The 17,578-nt window shown below is 70.0% G+C and carries 21 protein-coding genes; 11 read left to right on the forward strand and 10 right to left on the reverse strand.

The genetic code is table 11. The annotated features are described in order from the left end of the window. Window position 1: 1 nt before the first annotated feature. Window positions 2–829, reverse strand: a complete 828-nt coding sequence (locus tag ACIRA5_RS40175) for a hypothetical protein (protein ID WP_403699528.1) — start codon at window positions 827–829, stop codon at window positions 2–4. Between the two features lie 233 nt (window positions 830–1,062). On the opposite strand from ACIRA5_RS40175, the gene ACIRA5_RS40180 reads away from it, so the two are divergent. Both ACIRA5_RS40180 and ACIRA5_RS40185 read left to right on the forward strand, forming a co-directional pair. Continuing rightward, window positions 1,063–1,938, forward strand: coding sequence for a DUF4097 family beta strand repeat-containing protein (locus ACIRA5_RS40180; RefSeq protein ID WP_403699530.1), 876 nt, complete (start codon window positions 1,063–1,065; stop codon window positions 1,936–1,938). Between the two features lies 1 nt (window position 1,939). Then, the gene (locus ACIRA5_RS40185; RefSeq protein ID WP_403699533.1) at window positions 1,940–3,010 is read left to right on the forward strand and encodes a helix-turn-helix transcriptional regulator; all 1,071 of its coding nucleotides are present in this window, start codon (window positions 1,940–1,942) and stop codon (window positions 3,008–3,010) included. 105 nt (window positions 3,011–3,115) lie between these two features. Here the strand turns inward: ACIRA5_RS40185 and ACIRA5_RS40190 are convergent, their stop codons facing one another. From ACIRA5_RS40190 to ACIRA5_RS40205, 4 genes are all read right to left on the reverse strand, one after another. Then, window positions 3,116–3,682 carry a Clp protease N-terminal domain-containing protein gene (locus ACIRA5_RS40190; RefSeq protein WP_403699535.1) on the reverse strand — a complete coding sequence of 189 codons (567 nt, stop codon included), beginning with the start codon at window positions 3,680–3,682 and terminating at the stop codon, window positions 3,116–3,118. Continuing rightward, window positions 3,682–3,891: a helix-turn-helix domain-containing protein gene (locus tag ACIRA5_RS40195; protein WP_010984411.1), complete on the reverse strand. Its 210-nt coding sequence runs from the start codon at window positions 3,889–3,891 to the stop codon at window positions 3,682–3,684. Before ACIRA5_RS40195 ends, ACIRA5_RS40190 begins: the two co-directional genes overlap by 1 nt. A gap of 143 nt (window positions 3,892–4,034) precedes the next feature. Then, the gene (locus ACIRA5_RS40200; protein WP_403699540.1) at window positions 4,035–5,000 is read right to left on the reverse strand and encodes a zinc-binding dehydrogenase; all 966 of its coding nucleotides are present in this window, start codon (window positions 4,998–5,000) and stop codon (window positions 4,035–4,037) included. A 633-nt stretch (window positions 5,001–5,633) separates the two neighbouring features. Then, window positions 5,634–6,908, reverse strand: coding sequence for an NADP-dependent malic enzyme (locus tag ACIRA5_RS40205; RefSeq protein WP_388305536.1), 1,275 nt, complete (start codon window positions 6,906–6,908; stop codon window positions 5,634–5,636). A 543-nt stretch (window positions 6,909–7,451) separates the two neighbouring features. Between ACIRA5_RS40205 and ACIRA5_RS40210 the strand changes: the two genes are divergently transcribed. The 3 genes from ACIRA5_RS40210 to ACIRA5_RS40220 are packed head-to-tail and all read left to right on the forward strand — an operon-like array spanning window position 7,452 to window position 10,176. Then, on the forward strand, window positions 7,452–8,408 hold the full coding sequence (locus tag ACIRA5_RS40210) for an ABC transporter substrate-binding protein (RefSeq protein ID WP_403699544.1): 957 nt from the start codon (window positions 7,452–7,454) through the stop codon (window positions 8,406–8,408). A 38-nt stretch (window positions 8,409–8,446) separates the two neighbouring features. Beyond that, complete coding sequence (locus ACIRA5_RS40215; RefSeq protein WP_352046010.1) at window positions 8,447–9,385, forward strand: amino acid ABC transporter permease; 939 nt, start codon at window positions 8,447–8,449, stop codon at window positions 9,383–9,385. Next, window positions 9,382–10,176 (forward strand): amino acid ABC transporter ATP-binding protein, encoded by a 795-nt coding sequence (locus ACIRA5_RS40220; protein WP_403699547.1) that lies wholly within the window; start codon window positions 9,382–9,384, stop codon window positions 10,174–10,176. Before ACIRA5_RS40215 ends, ACIRA5_RS40220 begins: the two co-directional genes overlap by 4 nt. Window positions 10,177–10,253: 77 nt before the next feature. On the opposite strand, the gene ACIRA5_RS40225 is transcribed toward ACIRA5_RS40220, so the two are convergent. Beyond that, window positions 10,254–11,042, reverse strand: coding sequence for a class I SAM-dependent methyltransferase (locus ACIRA5_RS40225; RefSeq protein WP_403699549.1), 789 nt, complete (start codon window positions 11,040–11,042; stop codon window positions 10,254–10,256). A 110-nt stretch (window positions 11,043–11,152) separates the two neighbouring features. Between ACIRA5_RS40225 and ACIRA5_RS40230 the strand changes: the two genes are divergently transcribed. Next, window positions 11,153–11,782: a CGNR zinc finger domain-containing protein gene (locus tag ACIRA5_RS40230; protein WP_403699551.1), complete on the forward strand. Its 630-nt coding sequence runs from the start codon at window positions 11,153–11,155 to the stop codon at window positions 11,780–11,782. On the opposite strand, the gene sodX is transcribed toward ACIRA5_RS40230, so the two are convergent. Further along, complete coding sequence (sodX, locus tag ACIRA5_RS40235) at window positions 11,686–12,120, reverse strand: nickel-type superoxide dismutase maturation protease (protein WP_099946637.1); 435 nt, start codon at window positions 12,118–12,120, stop codon at window positions 11,686–11,688. The genes ACIRA5_RS40230 and sodX overlap by 97 nt on opposite strands. 145 nt (window positions 12,121–12,265) lie before the next feature. On the opposite strand from sodX, the gene sodN reads away from it, so the two are divergent. The 5 genes from sodN (at window position 12,266) to ACIRA5_RS40260 (ending at window position 15,615) form a co-directional block, all read left to right on the forward strand. Continuing rightward, window positions 12,266–12,661 carry a superoxide dismutase, Ni gene (gene sodN / locus ACIRA5_RS40240; protein WP_020136639.1) on the forward strand — a complete coding sequence of 132 codons (396 nt, stop codon included), beginning with the start codon at window positions 12,266–12,268 and terminating at the stop codon, window positions 12,659–12,661. 355 nt (window positions 12,662–13,016) lie between these two features. Next, a complete protein-coding gene (locus ACIRA5_RS40245; RefSeq protein WP_054228117.1) occupies window positions 13,017–13,442 on the forward strand; it encodes a helix-turn-helix transcriptional regulator in 426 nt (141 codons plus the stop codon). Between the two features lie 9 nt (window positions 13,443–13,451). Beyond that, the gene (locus ACIRA5_RS40250; RefSeq protein ID WP_403699554.1) at window positions 13,452–13,868 is read left to right on the forward strand and encodes a VOC family protein; all 417 of its coding nucleotides are present in this window, start codon (window positions 13,452–13,454) and stop codon (window positions 13,866–13,868) included. A 113-nt stretch (window positions 13,869–13,981) separates the two neighbouring features. Continuing rightward, on the forward strand, window positions 13,982–14,836 hold the full coding sequence (locus ACIRA5_RS40255; protein WP_403699557.1) for a hypothetical protein: 855 nt from the start codon (window positions 13,982–13,984) through the stop codon (window positions 14,834–14,836). Between the two features lie 20 nt (window positions 14,837–14,856). After that, the gene (locus tag ACIRA5_RS40260) at window positions 14,857–15,615 is read left to right on the forward strand and encodes a VOC family protein (protein ID WP_403699560.1); all 759 of its coding nucleotides are present in this window, start codon (window positions 14,857–14,859) and stop codon (window positions 15,613–15,615) included. A gap of 28 nt (window positions 15,616–15,643) precedes the next feature. Here ACIRA5_RS40260 and ACIRA5_RS40265 read toward each other — a convergent pair whose 3' ends face one another. The 3 genes from ACIRA5_RS40265 to ACIRA5_RS40275 all read right to left on the reverse strand — a co-directional run bounded on the left by ACIRA5_RS40265 (window position 15,644) and on the right by ACIRA5_RS40275 (window position 17,490). Then, a complete protein-coding gene (locus tag ACIRA5_RS40265) occupies window positions 15,644–15,976 on the reverse strand; it encodes a DUF952 domain-containing protein (protein ID WP_403699563.1) in 333 nt (110 codons plus the stop codon). Window positions 15,977–16,062: 86 nt separating this feature from the next. Beyond that, window positions 16,063–16,476, reverse strand: coding sequence for a YciI family protein (locus ACIRA5_RS40270; RefSeq protein ID WP_403699565.1), 414 nt, complete (start codon window positions 16,474–16,476; stop codon window positions 16,063–16,065). A gap of 402 nt (window positions 16,477–16,878) precedes the next feature. Then, a complete protein-coding gene (locus ACIRA5_RS40275; RefSeq protein WP_403699568.1) occupies window positions 16,879–17,490 on the reverse strand; it encodes a GNAT family N-acetyltransferase in 612 nt (203 codons plus the stop codon). Window positions 17,491–17,578: the final 88 nt, after the last annotated feature.

Below are 17,578 nucleotides of genomic sequence, written 5' to 3' on the forward strand. Positions count from 1 at the left end.
GTCAGTCGAAGGCGCGCAGCCGGTCGTACGCGAGACCGAGCGCCCCGTGGAGCATCAGGAGTGTCCCCGCGACGATCCAGCCTGCGCTGTGGCGCCGTACGCCCCACACGGTGAGCGGCAGCCCGGCGGCCAGCTGCCCGGTCGCGACGACACGGGCCCGGCGCCCGCGCAGCCAGGAACCCCCGCCGGCGCCTTCCACCGCCTCCAGCTCCGCCCGGACCGCCGCACGCCACCCGTTCCACTCGATCTGCTCGGCACCGGGCTGGATCCGGGCCACCTCGAGGAGCCGGTCGGCCGGCTCCCCGGGGCCGAGCCCGGCCGGCAGCAGCACCCCCGCGCGCGTGAGGACGGCGAGCAGTCCCCGCAGGCGTGCGCGGGCGTCCGCCCCGGACACCGGCCTGGTCAGCGGGTCGAGCGCCTGCATGTCGAGGACCGGGTCGAGGCCGAGCCGCGCGGCGAAGGTGCGCATCGCCTCGTCCTCACCGACCGGGGTGCCGTTCGCCAGCCATTCGTAGCCCACGCTGCGCCGGAAGCCCGCCGCGAGGGTGAGCCCGCTGCGGTCCGCGTCCCACCACAGGGCCAGTACGGGCCAGGGGGCGCTGACGGCCAGGGCGGTGGCCCACCCCGTGACCACGCGGTCGACGGGCTCGGCGCCGTGCAGCCAGGGCTCCCCCTCGGGAACGAGCACGCTCCACTCGGGGCCCGCCCCGGTGAGCAGCATCCGCTCCCGCAACAGCTGGGCGGCCAGACCGACGGACTCGTGCCCTGCCCGGCAGAGCAGCAGGGCGCCGGCGGCCTTGGCCTGGAACGAGTCGGGCGTCGTGGACATGGGCACACCGTAGATCGATGACGACCAGAAATACCCGTTTTGCCCGTCAAGTCCCCAGCGCTCACCCGCAAGCCCCGATCGCGAGGGCGTCACTTCCCCCAAACGAGTGCCTTGACTTTCCGCATCCGCGATATATCGTGAATGACGGAAGACGCGATATGGCGCGTCGGGTCAAGATTACGTCGAGTCCAGACGCGTGCTCGGTCTGGTCGGGTCGTTGGGAGGTCTGCACCATGTCCGAGTGGTCCGTCGCAGAGCCGAGGAAGCTCACCTTCGACGACCCCGTGACGGCACTTCATGTGCGCGTCGTCAACGGAACAGTGAACGTCGTGGGGACCGACGAGGGTTCCGCCCGCCTGGAAGTCTCCGAGCTGGAGGGCCCGCCGCTGTTCGTGACCCAGCAGGACGGCACACTCACCGTGGCGTACGAGGACCTGCCCTGGAAGGGCTTCCTCAAGTGGCTCGACCGCAAGGGCTGGCGCCGCAGCGTCGTCGTCACGCTGGCCGTCCCGGTCGGCACCCCCGTCGAGGTGGGCGTCGTCGGCGCCGCCGCCGTGGTCTCCGGCATGGAGAACCGGGTGGCGGTCAAGGGCGTCACGGGCGACACGACCCTCGTACGGATCGCCGGCCCCGTCCGCGTGGAGACCGTCTCCGGGAGCCTGGAGGCCCAGGCCGTCACCGGTGACCTCCGCTTCAACTCCGTCTCCGGCGACCTGACCGTGGTCGAGGCCTCGGGCTGCTCCGTGCGTGCCGAATCGGTGAGCGGCTCGATGATCGTGGACCTCGACCCCAGGGGCACCCCCACCGACGTCCAGCTGTCGAACGTCTCGGGGGAGATCGCCATCCGCCTCCCGCACCCCGCCGACGCCGAGGTGGAGGCCAACACCGCCAGCGGCACGGTCTCCAGTGCCTTCGAGGACCTCCGGGTCAGCGGCCAGTGGGGCGCCAAGAAGATCACCGGCCGACTGGGCGCGGGCAACGGCAAGTTGAAGGCGATGACCGTCTCCGGCTCCATCGCCATGCTCCGCAGGCCGACGACGGAGGACGAGCCCCACGAGGACGGGTCGTCCGCTTCTCCGGAGACCCCGACCGACAAGAAGGTGCTCTGACATGCCTCCCGTCTTCGCCCACGGCCGCCTGCGCCTCTACCTGCTGAAGCTGCTGGACGAGGCTCCCCGCCACGGGTACGAGGTGATCCGGCTCCTGGAGGAGCGCTTCCAGGGGCTGTACGCACCCTCGGCAGGCACCGTCTACCCCCGGCTGGCGAAGCTGGAGGCGGAAGGGCTGGTCACCCACACCACCGAGGGCGGCCGCAAGGTGTACGCGATCACGGACGCGGGCCGCGCCGAACTGGCCGACCGCAGTGGCGAACTGGCCGACCTGGAGCTGGAGATCCGCGAGTCGGTCGCGGAGCTCGCCGCGGAGATCCGCGCCGATGTGCGGGGCGCGGCGGGCGATCTGCGCCGAGAGATGCGGGCCGCGGCCACCGAGGCGAGGCGCGGCGGCAAGAGCGGCACCGGCACCGGCGCCGGCACCGGAGAACACGAAGGTCCCGCGGGCGAGTTCGGGGACTTCGCAGACTCCCGTGACAAGGAGTCGTGGCGGGTCGCCAAGGAGGAGATGCGGCGGGTCAAGCAGGAGTGGAAGGAACAGAACCGGCGCGCGAAGGACGAGAGCCGCCGGGCCCGCGACGAGGCGCAGCGCGCGCGGCGCCAGGCCAAGGAGGCGCAGGAGGAGATGCAGCGCATGGCCAAGCGGGTCCAGGAGCAGGTGCAGGACCGCTTCGCGCGCGGCGACTGGCCGAACGGGGTCCGCGAGGGCCTGAGCGAACTGGCCAAGGAATTCGGCGACTTCGGGAAGACCTTCGGCAAGGACTTCGGTAAGGACTTCGGCTTCGGCCGCGCGGGTGCGGCGGCCGGCGGGTCGGCGAAGCCCGAGTACGCCGAGTACACGGACACTCCGGAGGACTTCCCCGCCGACTACGCACCCTCCTGGGCCCACGAGGACTCCACCGGCGACCCGGCCCGTGACCTCGAACGCCTCCTGGACCGCTTCCGCGACGACATCCGCGACGCCGCCCGCGACCACGGGGTGACGGAGGACCAACTCCGCTCGGCCCGGCGTCACTTGTCGACGGCTGCGGCGCGCATAGGGGCCGCATTGCGCACGCCGAAGAGCTGACGCCCATCGCCGCCCGGGGCTTTCCGAGGCCCGAGGGGATCCCCCGGGCTCCGGCCGGGGACCTCGGAGAAGCCCCCGGCGAAACCCCCGGTTCCGGCCGCTCACTCACCCCGCCTTGGCCTCCCCGCCGCCGTACAGCACGCGTGTGACCGCCTCATAGGTGACTCCGTGGTCGGCGAGCACCTCCGCCGGCACACCGGGCCGAGCGGTCAGGGCCAACAGCAGATGTTCGTCGCCGATGTGCCGGTCATGACGGGCGAGCGCGGCACGAAGGGACCGCGTCAGCACGTCCTTGGCGCCCGGGGCGAACGGCCGACGCCTGGAACGGCGCCCGCCGCCACCCCCGTTCCCCGATCCCAGCACCCCGACCCCGTGGGCCTCCTCCACCCGGGAGACGATCTCCGAGAGGTCGATCCCGAGCCCGGAGAGCGCCTCCGTGTCGGCGCGGGAGAGCCCACCCCGCCGCCGCGCCTCGGCAAGCGACCGTTCCATGGAGTCGCGACGACCGGCCGCCCCGAGCGAGGCCAGCGCGAACGAGCCACGGCTGCCCTCCCGATCGAGCAGGGCGAGAAGCATGTGCTCCTCGTCCACCGCCTCGGCACCCGTGCGTTCGGCGTGCCCGACCGCTCCCGCGACCACGGCCCGGGCGTCCTTCGTGAACCGCTCGAACATCACTGCCTCCCGTATTTCTTGTGCACGGCCTGCCTGCTCACTCCGAGTTCCGCGGCGATCTCCTGCCACGACCATCCCTGATTGCGCGCGCTGCGCACCTGTACCGCTTCCAACTGCTCCAGCAGCCTCCGCAGCGCGGAGACCGCCCGCAGTCCGATCCGCGGATCGCGATCACCCGCACGCTCGGCGAGATCCGTTGCTTCGGTCATGATGTCAATCTAAGTTGACAGAAGAGGGGTGTCAACCCCAGTTGACAAGCGGTACGCAAAACGGCGGGCCCGAATCCTCCCGAGCCCGCCGCGACCACCCCGCACTGCACCTCGGCCCGAACGGCCGAGGATCTCTCAATCCCTCACCCCACCGTAAGAACGATCTTCCCGAACTGGTCGCCCGCCGCCAGCCGCTCGAACCCTTCCCGGGCCCGGTCCAGTGGAAGCACCTCGTCGATGACGGGGCGCACCCCCGTGGTGGCACAGAAGGAGAGCAGATCCTCCAGCTCGTCCTTGGTGCCCATCGTGGAACCGACGACCTTGAGTTCCAGGAAGAAGATGCGGGTGAGTTCGGCGTGCGAGGGGCGGTCACCGCTCGTCGCGCCCGAGATGACCAGCGTGCCGCCGGGCCGCAGCGACTTGATGCTGTGCGACCAGGTGGCCGCGCCGACCGTCTCGATGACCGCGTCCACGCGCTGCGGCAGCCGTGCGCCGGACTCCAGCGCCTCCACGGCACCCAACTCGACCGCCCGCTTGCGCTTGGCCTCGTCGCGACTGGTGGCGAAGACCCGAAGTCCTGCGGCCTTGCCGAGCACGATCGCGGCGGTCGCCACGCCGCCGCCGGCGCCCTGGACGAGGACGGAGTCGCCGGGCCGCACTCCGGCGTTGGTGAAGAGCATGCGGTACGCCGTCAGCCATGCGGTCGGCAGACAGGCGGCCTCCTCGAAGGAGAGTTCCTTGGGCTTGGGGATGACGTTCCACGTCGGGACGGAGACCTGTTCGGCGAACGTGCCCTGGTAACGCTCGGTGAGGATGGAGCGGGGCTCCTTCGGGCCGACCCCGTGCCCCGTCTGTCCGATGACCGAGTGCAGTACGACTTCGTTGCCGTCCTCGTCGACGCCGGCCGCGTCGCATCCGAGGATCATCGGCAGCTTGTCCTCGGAGAGACCGACGCCGCGCAGGGACCAGAGGTCATGGTGGTTCAGGGACGCGGCCCTGACGTTCACGGTGGTCCAGCCCAACCTCTGCTCGGGGGCCGGGCGCTCCCCCAACTCCAGGCCGGTGAGCGGCTGGTCACGGTCAATGCGGGCGGCGTAGGCAGCGAACATGACCTTGACGATAGGCTCCGCCCCCGCCCGGCGGAACCACGTCCCCCTGTGACACACGTCCCGCCACCCTCACGCTCCACGTCACACCGGTCCGCACCGACCACGAGCGAACCCAACCGCCGCCCCCACCCGGGACTCCACCCCGATTCCCCACCCGCCCGCACGCATTCGACCGCGGGCAGGTGGGGGTTGGTCGCACTGTTCCCCTCAGACGGGGCTCCGCCGGATCCCTCATCCGCCCGCACGCCTTGGACTGCGGGCGGGCGGGGGCCAGCCGCACAGTTCCCCGCACCCCGCAGACGGGGCTCCGCCCGATCCCTCGCCCGTCCGCACGCCTTGGACTGCGGGCGGGCGGGAGCCAGCCGCACAGTTCCCCGCACCCCCTCAGACGGGGCTCCGCCCCGATCCCCACCCGCCCGCGGGCATCCGGCCGCGGGCAAGCGGGGGCCGACCGCACGGCTCCCCGCGCCCCTGAAGCCCCGCCCCGGCGGGGTCGAAGGGGCGGAGCCCCTGGGGATGGGATGGGTAGGGGCGGCGGGGGCGGACAAAGGTACCCGTACAAACCAAGACGGGACAGAAAGCAGGGCCCCGCCGGGAGCAACCCCGGCGAGGCCCTGAATTCACGCAGCCGCGTCAGCGGCGGGCAACGCCCTCGGCCCGAGCAGCCGCAGCCACCGCCGCGGTCACCGCAGGAGCCACCCGCTCATCGAACGGCGACGGAATCACATAGTCCGCGGCAAGGTCGTCCCCGACGACCGCAGCCAACGCCTCCGCCGCCGCGATCTTCATCCCCTCGGTGATCCGAGACGCCCGCACCTGCAACGCCCCCGCGAAGATCCCGGGAAACGCCAGCACGTTGTTGATCTGGTTCGGGAAGTCCGACCGCCCGGTCGCGACCACGGCCGCGTACTTGTGGGCGATCTCGGGGTGCACCTCGGGATTCGGGTTGGCCATGGCGAAGACGAAGGCCCCCTCGGCCATCGACGCCACCGCCGGCTCCGGCACCGTACCCCCGGACACGCCGATGAAGACGTCCGCGCCCGCGAGCGCCGACTCCAGCGACCCCGTGAGCCCCGCCTTGTTGGTGATCCCGGCGAGCTCCCGCTTGACGTCGGTCAGGTCGTCCCGGTCCGCGGAGACGATGCCCTTGCGGTCCGCGACGGCGACGTCACCGATCCCCGCCTCCAGCAGGAACTTGGCGATGGCAACCCCGGCCGCCCCCGCCCCCGAGATCACCGCACGCAGATCACCCAGCGTCCGCCCGGTCAGCTTCGCCGCGTTCCGCAGCGCCGCCAGCGTCACGATCGCGGTCCCGTGCTGGTCGTCGTGGAAGACGGGAATGTCCAGCCGCTCCTGGAGCTTGCGCTCGATCTCGAAGCACCGCGGCGCCGAGATGTCCTCCAGGTTGACACCCCCGAACGAGGGAGCGAGCCGGACCACGGTCTCCACGATCTCGTCGACGCCCGTGCAGTCCAGCGCGATCGGCACGGCATCCACCCCGCCGAACTGCTTGAACAGGATGGCCTTGCCCTCCATCACGGGAAGGGAGGCCTCCGGGCCGATGTCACCGAGTCCCAGCACGGCCGTACCGTCCGTCACCACAGCGACGACGGACGACTTCCACGTGTAGTCGTGGACGAGCTCGGGCTGCTCGGCGATGGCGCTGCACACCTTCGCCACGCCGGGCGTGTACGCCAGGGACAGGTCGTCCTTGTCACGGACGGGCACGGTGGCCTGCACGGCCATCTTGCCGCCACGGTGCAGCGCGAAGGCAGGGTCGAAGTCGAGGGAGTCGACGGAACCGTCGGAACCGTCGGTGTCGACGGAGCCGGCGGAATTGACCGGCTCCACGTCGCCTTCAAGACCCGTACTGCTGTCGCTGCGAGGATTGACGATCTCCGCTGCCACTTTGTTTTACCCCTTAAGTCTTCATTGATTTGAGGGTGACCACTCCTGGTTGAGGGGTGGGCGGGCACCGCGTAACCCTGCCGCCGTGGTGGTGCGTACGGGCGGATACGCGACGGACGCGCCGCACACGCGCCCTGAGCCCCGGATGAGGGGTGTAGAGAACCTTCTTACCGGACGGACCAGGTCGGCGACGAGTCCATACCGCGAAGCTCACACGCCGGTGACATGACTCATACCTGGATATGTGGACAAGTCCAAGACATGACCTCAAGACACTACAAGTGCGGAGTAATGGCGGCCCGCATCGTGAGATGCGCCGAAGATCTTCCGGCCGGAAGGAGGGATTCCCGCACAAGGTCCGGCTCTGATGGAGCCGTCCGTGGCGGTTCGGGGGTCACCCGTTATCCGATTTTGACATAGCGAGTCCCCTGAAGCGCGCAGTCCGAATGGCAAGATGCCGTCATCACACGAGGTCGCGACACCCAAAGGTGTGTGTTCTCGTCGACCCATCGGCAACTCCCTCATCCGCCGGAGGAACCCACCATGACCGCAAGCTCCACCCGTCGTACGACCGCCGCGCAGTCCCGTATAGCAGCGGTCGGTGCGATCGCGGTCGCCGGGGCCCTGGTTCTCACCGGCTGCGGTGACCAGACCAAGAAGGACTCCAACAGCTCTTCCTCGAGCGCCGCCTCAGCTCCGCTGGCCTCCAAGCTGCCCGCGTCGATCCGTGACGCGGGTGTCATCAAGGTCGGCTCGGACATCGCGTACGCCCCCGTCGAGTTCAAGGACAGCTCCGGCAAGACCGTGGGTATCGACCCCGATCTGGCGGACGCGATGGGCAAGCAGCTCGGAGTGAAGTTCGAGTTCCAGAACGGCACCTTCGACACCCTGATCACGGGTCTGCGCTCCAAGCGGTACGACATGGCGATGTCCGCGATGACGGACACCGCGGACCGCCAGAACGGTGTCGACGCCGACACCGGCAAGAAGGTCGGCGAGGGCGTCGACTTCGTCGACTACTTCACCGCGGGTGTCTCGATCTACACCCCCAAGGGCAAGACCCAGAACATCAAGACCTGGGCCGACCTCTGCGGCAAGAAGATCGCGGTGCAGCGCGGCACTGTCTCGGAGGACCTCGCCAAGTCCGAGTCGAAGAAGTGCACGGGTGGCAAGAAGATCGCCATCGAGTCCTACGACAACGACCAGCAGGCCCAGACCCGGGTGCGCGCCGGTGGCGCCGACGCCGGTTCCTCGGACTTCCCGGTCGCCGCGTACGCGGTGAAGACCTCGGGCGGCGGCAAGGACTTCGAGCTCGTCGGCGAGCAGGTCGAGGCGGCGCCGTACGGCATCGCGGTCGCCAAGTCCAACACGCAGCTTCGCGACGCACTGCAGGCCGCGCTCGACGCGATCATCAAGAACGGCGAGTACGACAAGGTGATAGCGAAGTGGGGCGTCGAGGCCGGCGCCGTCAAGACGGCCGCGGTCAACGGAGGAAAGTGACCGCGGGCGCGAGCGGGCACTGAAAGGCAACAACACCCGTGACTGTTGACATCGACAAGACGGCAGGGCCGGAGGACACTCCTCCGGCCGGGCCGGAGGCCATCAAGGCCATCCCCGTCCGGCACTACGGACGGTACCTCTCGGCCGTCATCGCGATCGCCGTGCTCGTCGCGATCATCTACGCGTTCGGCCAGGGCAAGATCAACTGGAATGCCGTACCGGACTACTTCTTCGACCAGCGCATCATCAAGGGCGTCGGCCAGACTCTGCTGCTGACGGTGCTCTCCATGGTGATCGGCATCGTGGGCGGCATCCTGCTCGCGGTGATGCGCCTGTCGAAGAACCCTGTGACCTCGTCCATCGCGTGGTTCTACATCTGGTTCTTCCGCGGCACCCCGGTCCTCGTCCAGCTGTTCGTCTGGTTCAACCTGGGTCTGGTCTTCGAGTACATCAACCTCGGGCCGATCTACAAGGACTACTGGTCCAGCTTCATGACGCCGTTCCTGACGGCGCTGCTCGGCCTGGGTCTGAACGAGGCCGCGTACATGGCCGAGATCTGCCGTGCCGGTCTGCTGTCGGTCGACGAGGGCCAGACCGAGGCGTCGCACGCGCTGGGCATGAGCCACGGCAAGACGCTGCGGCGGATCATCATCCCGCAGGCGATGCGCGTGATCGTGCCGCCCACGGGCAACGAGGTCATCAACATGCTGAAGACGACCTCCCTCGTGTCGGCAGTGCAGTACTACGAGCTCCTGCGGTACGCCCAGGACATCGGACAGACCTCCGGCGCCCCGGTGGAGATGCTGTTCCTGGCCGCCGCCTGGTACCTGATCATGACCTCGGTCCTGAGCGTGGGCCAGTACTACGTCGAGCGGTACTACGCCCGCGGTTCGAGCCGTCAGCTGCCGCCCACCCCGTGGCAGAAGATCAAGGCCAATCTGACGTCCCTGTCGAGCCGGAAGGGGGCGACGGCATGACCGAGAAGGAAACCGGCAAAGACATTTCCGGCGCGCCGATGGTGAAGTCCGAAGGCGTCCACAAGTCCTTCGGCGCGGTCGAGGTCCTCAAGGGCATCGACCTGGAGGTCAGGTCCGGCGAGGTCTTCTGCCTCATCGGCCCCTCCGGCTCCGGCAAGTCGACCTTCCTGAGGTGCATCAACCACCTTGAGAAGATCAACGCCGGCCGGCTGTCCGTCGACGGTGAGCTGGTCGGCTACCGCCAGAAGGGCGACAAGCTGTACGAGCTCAAGGACAGCGAGGTCGCGCTGAAGCGCCGGGACATCGGCATGGTCTTCCAGCGCTTCAACCTGTTCCCGCACATGACCGCGCTCGAGAACGTCATGGAAGCCCCGGTCCAGGTCAAGGGCATCAGCAAGACTCAGGCCCGGGTGCGTGCGGAGCAGCTCCTGGAACGCGTCGGCCTGGCCGACAAGGCGGCCAACTACCCCTCGCAGCTCTCCGGCGGTCAGCAGCAGCGTGTCGCCATCGCCCGAGCGCTGGCGATGGACCCGAAGCTGATGCTCTTCGACGAGCCGACCTCGGCGCTCGACCCGGAGCTGGTCGGTGACGTCCTCGACGTCATGCGCGACCTCGCCGAGTCCGGCATGACGATGATCGTCGTCACCCACGAGATGGGCTTCGCCCGCGAGGTGGGCGACTCGCTGGTCTTCATGGACGGCGGTGTGGTGGTCGAATCCGGCCACCCGCGTGACGTACTGACGAACCCGCAGCACGAGCGGACGCAGTCGTTCCTGTCCAAGGTGCTCTGAACCACGGACAAGAGCGAAGGAGGGGCGGTACGGGAATCCCGTACCGCCCCTCCTTCGTCCGGCCCCCCGTGGCCTGTCTACTTCACTGCCAGCACCAGCGCGTCGGACGGCGACCGCCACACCGCCCGCGCCTCCCCGAAGCCCCTTTCGCGCAGCACACGCGTGTGCCAGTCGGCGGACGGCATGTCACCGTCGGCGTGCTCCCCGTAGATCTCGAAGCGGCGGGCGGTCGGCGCGGCGAGGACGGGGTCCTGAGCCGCCAGCTCCCACCAGGCGGCCCAGTCGAGCACCCCGCGCGCCCTGGCCTCGTCCATCCGGGCGTGCCGCTGGGCGCGCTCGGCCTCGTTGATCCGGGGCGTGGACTCGTCGATCATGTGGTCGGCGTTCATGAAGACGCCGCCGTCGCGGACGAGCTCCGCGACCTGGCCGTAAAGAACCGCGAGGGGTTCGCTGTGCAGCCAGTGGAGGGCGGTGGCGGTCAGGACGGCGTCGTACGCGTCGTACGGCAGCCGGGTCGCCCAGTGCGGGTCCTTGAGGTCGGCCGTGACGAAGGAGACCCTCTCGTCGCCCGCGAAGGTGCCCTCGGCGATGGTGAGCAGCGCCGGGTCGAGGTCGACGCCGGTACTGGTGGCCTTCGGGAAGCGGTCGAGGAGCCGGGCCGTGATGGTGCCGGTGCCGCAGGCCAGGTCGAGGACGCGCGGCTCCGGGCCGCACAGGGCCTCGACCATGTCGAGCATCACCCGGAAGCGTTCCTCCCGGTCCGGCATGTACCACTCCTGTTGCCGGTCCCAGCTCTCCTGCCAGGCATGCCAGTCGGTGCCGTTGCCATGGATCTCGTCGCTGTCGATTCCGGTGCCGACGGTCATGGAAGCCCCTTCTCCGTTCGCCTTCACTCGCCCGCGTAATACCCTGGAAGCGCGATCAGCCGTTACCCGACCGCACGCATGACGATAGAGCGCCTCCGTAAGGACTACAAGTGGAACTGGCCTATTACTCGGATTACGCGGTACGCCTCGTCAACACCGAGGAGCCGACCCGGGGCAAGGACTCGCTCACCTCGGTCGAAGCGGTCCGGGACCTCTTCGAGGGGAACTCCTCCGCGGCCCGCCGCGCCACGGACGCGGACGTCACCCGCTTCCGGTCGGTCCGCGCCCGGCTGCGCGCCGTCTTCGAGGCAGCCGACGGCGGCGACGAGACCCTGTCCGTGGACCTGCTGAACTCACTCCTCCTGGAGTTCCCCGTCAGTCCGCAGATCTCCGGGCACGACCACCGGGACGACGACGGGCGCCCGCTGTGGCACATGCACCTCGCGGACCACCCGTCGAACGCGACCGCGGGCTACGCGGCGATCGCCGCCATGGGACTCGCCTTCCACCTCACCGAGTACGGCGTGGACCGCCTCGGCCTGTGCGAGGCGACCCCCTGCCGCAACGCGTACCTGGACACGTCGACGAACCGCTCCCGGCGCTATTGCTCGGACCGCTGCGCGACGCGCGCCAACGTGGCGGCCTACCGAGCGCGCAAACGCCTGGAGGCCGACCGGTCGGAGAGCACCGGCCTGGCGGCGCCGAGTGCCCAGCGGACGACGGCGAACGGCGAGCGCTGACCCGGTAGATGGGGCCGGTAGCGGAAGCGCACCTTCCCGAGGACGAGGTCCTCGGGCACGGTTCCGTAGTCGGTGCTGTCCCCACCCGCGTAGGCGTTGTCCCCGAGCACCCACCAACCCCCCTCGCGCCGCTCCGCGATCCGCTTCACGACCAGCAGGTCCTGCTGGAACGGATGGCGCAGAACGACCACGTCACCGGGCCCGACCCGGGCCCCGTACTGCACGACGAGCCGATCTCCGTGCTGGAGCGTTGGCACCATGGAGGGCCCCGTCACCTCGGCCGCCCCGAACGGCAGCACGGCCCTCCCACGCTCGGTCTCCTGCGACAGCTCCGGCATCACCGGCACCTCCCCGGTCCCATCCTCCACCAGTCCCAGTCTCACCCTGGACTTTTGTCCTAAGCCCATGGGGGCACTCGAGAAAAGACGTCTCCTACGGAGTAATGTCCCACCTGAGAAGACGATCACGAGGAAGGACAGCTCAATGCTCTCCCGCCTGTTTGCCCCCAAGGTCAAGGTCAGCGCGCACTGCGACCTGCCCTGCGGCGTGTACGACCCGGCCCAGGCCCGCATCGAGGCGGAGTCGGTGAAGGCCGTCCAGGAAAAGATGGCCGCCAACGACGACCCGCACTTCCAGGCTCGCGCCACCGTCATCAAGGAGCAGCGCGCCGAGCTCGCCAAGCACCACGTGTCGGTGCTCTGGAGCGACTACTTCAAGCCCCCGCACTTCGAGAAGTACCCGGAGCTGCACCAGCTGGTCAACGACACCCTGAAGGCCCTCTCGGCCGCCAAGGCGTCCACGGACCCGGCCACGGGCCAGAAGGCGCTGGACTACATCGCCCAGATCGACAAGATCTTCTGGGAGACCAAGAAGGCCTGACCTTTGGTCATACGGCTCGACCCGCGACCTGTTCGGTTCTCCGGTCACGCGGTCCCTCAGCCCGCACCCGGCCCGCGGGACGCCCGACACGGCGTCCCTGACGGTCCGGGTGCGGTCTTCTTTCATCGCCGCGTTCGAAGGCCGGGGCGAGCTGGTGGGTGAACTCGACGTCCGCAGTGACGAGTTCGCGGGCCTGTGGGCGCGTCACGACGTGACGGAGACCACGCGCGGCCGGATGCGCCGCCTCCAGCTGCTCGGCTCGCCGGCCCGCTCGTCGCCCGCGGCCCGGTGGCCGCGTCCCGTCCGTGGCCTTGACCCACCGGCCTCTGTCAGTGGCGCGTGCCATCCTGAAGAAATGACTCTGGAGGATCTGGTCCGGCTGCGCCGGGCACGCGACCGGATGGACCGCGAGTACGCGGAGCCGCTGGACGTCGCCGCGCTCGCGCGCACCGCGCTGATGTCACCCGGGCACTTCCAGCGGAGCTTCCGGGCGGCGTACGGGGAGACGCCCTACAGCTATCTCATGACCCGCCGAATAGAGCGGGCCAAGGCCCTGCTGCGGCGGGGCGACCTGACAGTCACGGAGGTCTGCCTCGCCGTGGGCTGTACGTCGCTCGGTTCGTTCAGCTCCCGCTTCACGGAGCTGGTCGGCGAGACCCCGAGCGCGTACCGGGCCCGGCCGCACGACCACGGCGCCCCCATCCCGCCGTGCGTGGCCCAGCGCCTGACCCGCCCGACCCGCCACCGCAACCCGGAAGCGGAACCGGGTACGCGCCTCTAGCGTGGGGCCATGGACCTGAAACTCTCACAGTGCTTCATCGCCGTGGACGACCATGACAAAGCGCTCGCCTTCTACCGGGACGTCCTCGGCCTGGAGGTCCGGGGTGACGTCGCTTTCGAGGGGATGCGCTGGGTGACGGTCGGCTCCCCGCTCCAGCCGGACGTCCAGATCGTCCTGGAGCCGCCCGCCGCGAGCCCGGACATCTCCCCCGCCGACAAACAGGCCATGGCCGAGCTCCTCGCCAAGGGCGTCCTGCGCGGTGTCATCTTCTCCACCGCCGACTGCGACGCCCTCTACGAACGCGTCCGCGCCTCCGGCGCCGATGTCCTCCAGGAGCCGATGGACCAGCCGTACGGCGTCCGCGACTGCGCCTTCCGCGACCCGGCGGGCAACCTCCTGCGCTTCACCGAACGCCCCGCTGCCTGACCCCGGCCACCCCCGCATCGGCCGGCGGGAGGCAGACTACGTCCGTGTGTTCCGTGGGAGCGGGTCGCCCATGGAACGGATCGTCTGAAGTCCCGTAGTCCGAGGAGTCATCGATGCCGTCCGCGCGCCCCCGCGTCCTCTACGTCAGTGACCTGGCCTACCCGGCCAAGGGGCGGCGGTACTGCGACGAGGACATCTTCCTCACCTCCCGGCTGCGCGAGGAGTTCGACCTCGCCGTGTGTCACCCCCTGGACGCGGCCGCGCTGATGACCGGCTTCGACGCCGTCGTCGTACGGAACAGCGGGCCCGTGCTGCACTACCAGGCGCAGTACGACGCGTTCCGGAAGCAGGCGGTCACGGAAGGTGTCCGCGTGTACAACCAGCTGTCCGGCAAGGGGGACATGGCGGGGAAGGGGTACCTGCTGGACCTCACCGCGGCGGGGTTCCCGGTCATCCCGACCATCGACCGCGCGGACGACCTCGACCGGCTTCCGGACGTCGACACCTACGTCGTGAAGCCCAAGCTGGGAGCGGACTCCATCGGCCTGGAGTTCGTACCGCGCGACCGGCTGCCCGAACTGTCGTACGGCAACATCCTCGTCCAGCCACGCATCGACTTCCGCTACGAGGTGTCCTTCTACTTCGTCGACCACACCTTCCAGTACGCCCTGTACACGCCCCGCCCGGACGAGCGCTGGGCCCTGGAACCGTACGAGCCGACCGAGCGGGACCGGGAGTTCGCGCAGCGGTTCGTCGACTGGAACGACATCGCGTACGGCATCCAGCGCGTCGACGCCTGCCGGGCCCCCGGCGGCGAACTGCTCCTTGTGGAGCTGGAGGATCTGAACCCGTATCTGTCCCTGGACGTCCTCTCCCCCGACGCGCGGGATGCCTTCGTCTCACGGGTGAAAACGTCGTTGCGCGGGCTGATCGGACAGGAGACGGTACGAGCCGCACACGGCGTCTGAGAGGGAGCGGGAAACGACCCATGGCTGATCCCATTCGATGGACCTACGCCTTCGTCGACCGGCCCATGAAGGACTTCGCTCGCGCCTGCGGCTTCTGGACCGCGGTCACGGCGACGAAGCTGTCCGAACCGCGCGGTGAGCAGGGCGAGTTCGTGACCCTGCTGCCCGACGGCACCGACGCCTGCGTCAAGGCGCAGGGCGTCGACGCGGGCGACGGCGGCGCCCATCTGGACCTCGCCGTCGAGGACGTACCGGCGCTGGCGGAGTCGGCCCGGCAGCTCGGCGCCGAGATCGTCACCACCGAAGAGGACCTGGTCGTCCTGCGCTCCCCCGGTGGTCAGCCGTTCTGTGCGGTCCGTTGGCACGGCGAGTCGGCGCGGCCTGCGGTCGTCCCGGGCCCCACCGGCGCCACCAGCCGCCTCGACCAGGTGTGCCTGGACGTGGCGCCCACCCGCTTCGAGGCCGAAGTCGCCTTCTGGAGCGCCCTGACCGGATGGGAGTCGCACCCCGGCGCGCTCCCGGAGTTCCACCTGCTCAGGCCGCCCGCCGGGCTCCCCTTCCGCATCCTCCTGCAACGCCTCGACACCGCCCGCCCCGCCGCCGCCCACCTCGACATCGCCTGCTCGGACATCGAGGCGGTACGCGCCCACCACGAGCGGCTCGGTGCCGTGCTCGTCGGTCACGGCGCCCGCTGGGCCGTCATGCGGGACCCGGTCGGCGGCACGTACTGCCTGACCGGCCGGGACCCGGCGACGGGCAGCCTCCCGGCCCCGGCCTGACCCGAGGAACGACCCGAAGCGGACAGGCCTACGCGGGCTCCCACACCTCCACGTCCACCACGGCAGCCACCGGAATCGGCCCGTAGATGTGCGGGAACTCCTCGCCCCCGGGCTTGACCGCCTCGTAGCGCACCGGCACGTCCAGCCCTTCGGGATCGATGACCAGGAGCACCAGTTCGTCGGGGCCGTCGTACCCGCCGTACAGGAAGGAGGCGACCCCGGGGACCTGGTGCCGCAGCGAACAGTGGATGAAGCCCTCCTCCTGGAGGGTGCGGCCACGGGTGGACATCTCGTACGCGCCGGACGCGCGCGCCGCGTCCCACAGGGAGCGCTCGGTGAGGTGCAACAAGGGTTCGGACATGCCGCCACGCTACGGCCTCAGCCGGGCCGCCCTCGTCTCCCGTGGCGTCGCTCGGGGAGACCGGAGGTGCCGCGGGCGCATCCCGCTCAGATGTCTCCGGTGCCGTCCAGGATGGGGCGGATGACCACCGGGTAGTTCGTGGCGCCCTCGGGGCCGGGGCAGCGGGTGACGCGCTCGGCGATCTCGGTGACCCGCTCCAGGCTCTCGCACTCCAGTACCCAGTAGCCGGCGATCAGCTCCCTGGTCTCGCTGTACGGCCCGTCGGTGATGACGGCCTTCCCGTCCTGCCCGGCCGTGACCAGGCGGGTCTGTGCCGGTTCGACCAGCCCCTGCCCGTCGACGAGCTCACCGGACTTCGAGAGGTCGTCGTTGATCGCGCCCATGTACGCGTACATCGCCTGCAGCTCCTGCTCGCTCCAGGCCGGGGCGTGTGCGGAGCCCTTGCCCCGCATGCCCTCGTAGTCCGCCTGCGTGCCCTGCACCATCACCAGGTACTTCACGAGTCGGCTCCCTCGGCTTCCTCATTTTTCCGCGACGGACTCCCCGGGTTGCTCCCGGGGCTCTCCGGTGTCCCTGCCGGGTTCGGATCCGGTCCCGGGCACGGACCGGGACCGCGCGCCGCCTCCAGATCCCGCACCGCCGGACCCGACTCCGGCTCCGGGCTCGCCGACGTACCTCTCGCACTCCGGGTTGTGGCAGGGGCCGGGACCCCATACGGGAACGAACGCGCCCAGCGTCTTGTGGCGCCGCACGACGGTGGTGACCGGCTGCCGGCAGGCGGGGCAGACATGCTCATCGGTGCCCATGCATTCAGGGTAGGGCGGGTGACGCTTCAGCGCTTCCTGCTGTACGTCCGCCACGAAGACGCCGTTCTTGCACTCGCCGTCCCGCGCGTTGCCCGATCAGGCTCCCCGCCCGGGCTGCGGCTCGCGCCACATCGGCCACATCCGCGGACCGTCCGGCAGGTCGAGAGGGCGCCCCGTGAGCTCGAAGCCGAGACGCTCGTAGAGCCGACGGCTGTCGGCGTTGCTCGCCTCCAGATAGGCGGGCAGACCCTCGCGGTCGCAGCGGTCGAGGACCGACCGGACGAGCGCGGTGCCGAGGCCCTCGCCCTGGCGCTGGGGCGCCACGCCGATCATCCACAGGTACTCGTGGGCGCGGCCCGCGGGGTGGATCCCGGCCGTCAGGCGGCCTATCAGCTCGACCCGCTCGTTGTCGGGGTCGACGGCCTCACGCAGCCGTGCGGGACCGTCGTCCTCGTCGTCGGCGTGGCCGGCGTCGGCGGGCACGGACAGCCACAGCGCGCACGCCGTGCCGTCCTCCGTGACGTCGATGCGGCCCTCGGCGAGCACGACCTCGGTGAACATCCCCATCAGCCCGGGGTGCTTCGCGCGGCGGTGCGCCGGGTCCGGAAAGACCCAGCCACTCACCGGGTCGTCCTGGAACGCCTCGTCGAGCAGCCGGGTGACCAGCTCCCGGTCGCCCACGTCCGCCGTCCGGATCACCACGCCCATGTCCCACCCTCTCGCCTCAACCGCCGCTGATCGTACGGCTGTTGCAGCCTAGGGCCTGTCGGGCCCGTCCGGGCCCGAGAGAGACAGG

Origin of the sequence: Streptomyces sp. NPDC096311 (assembly GCF_044763085.1) — a bacterium.
Classification (GTDB): Bacteria; Actinomycetota; Actinomycetes; order Streptomycetales; family Streptomycetaceae; genus Streptomyces.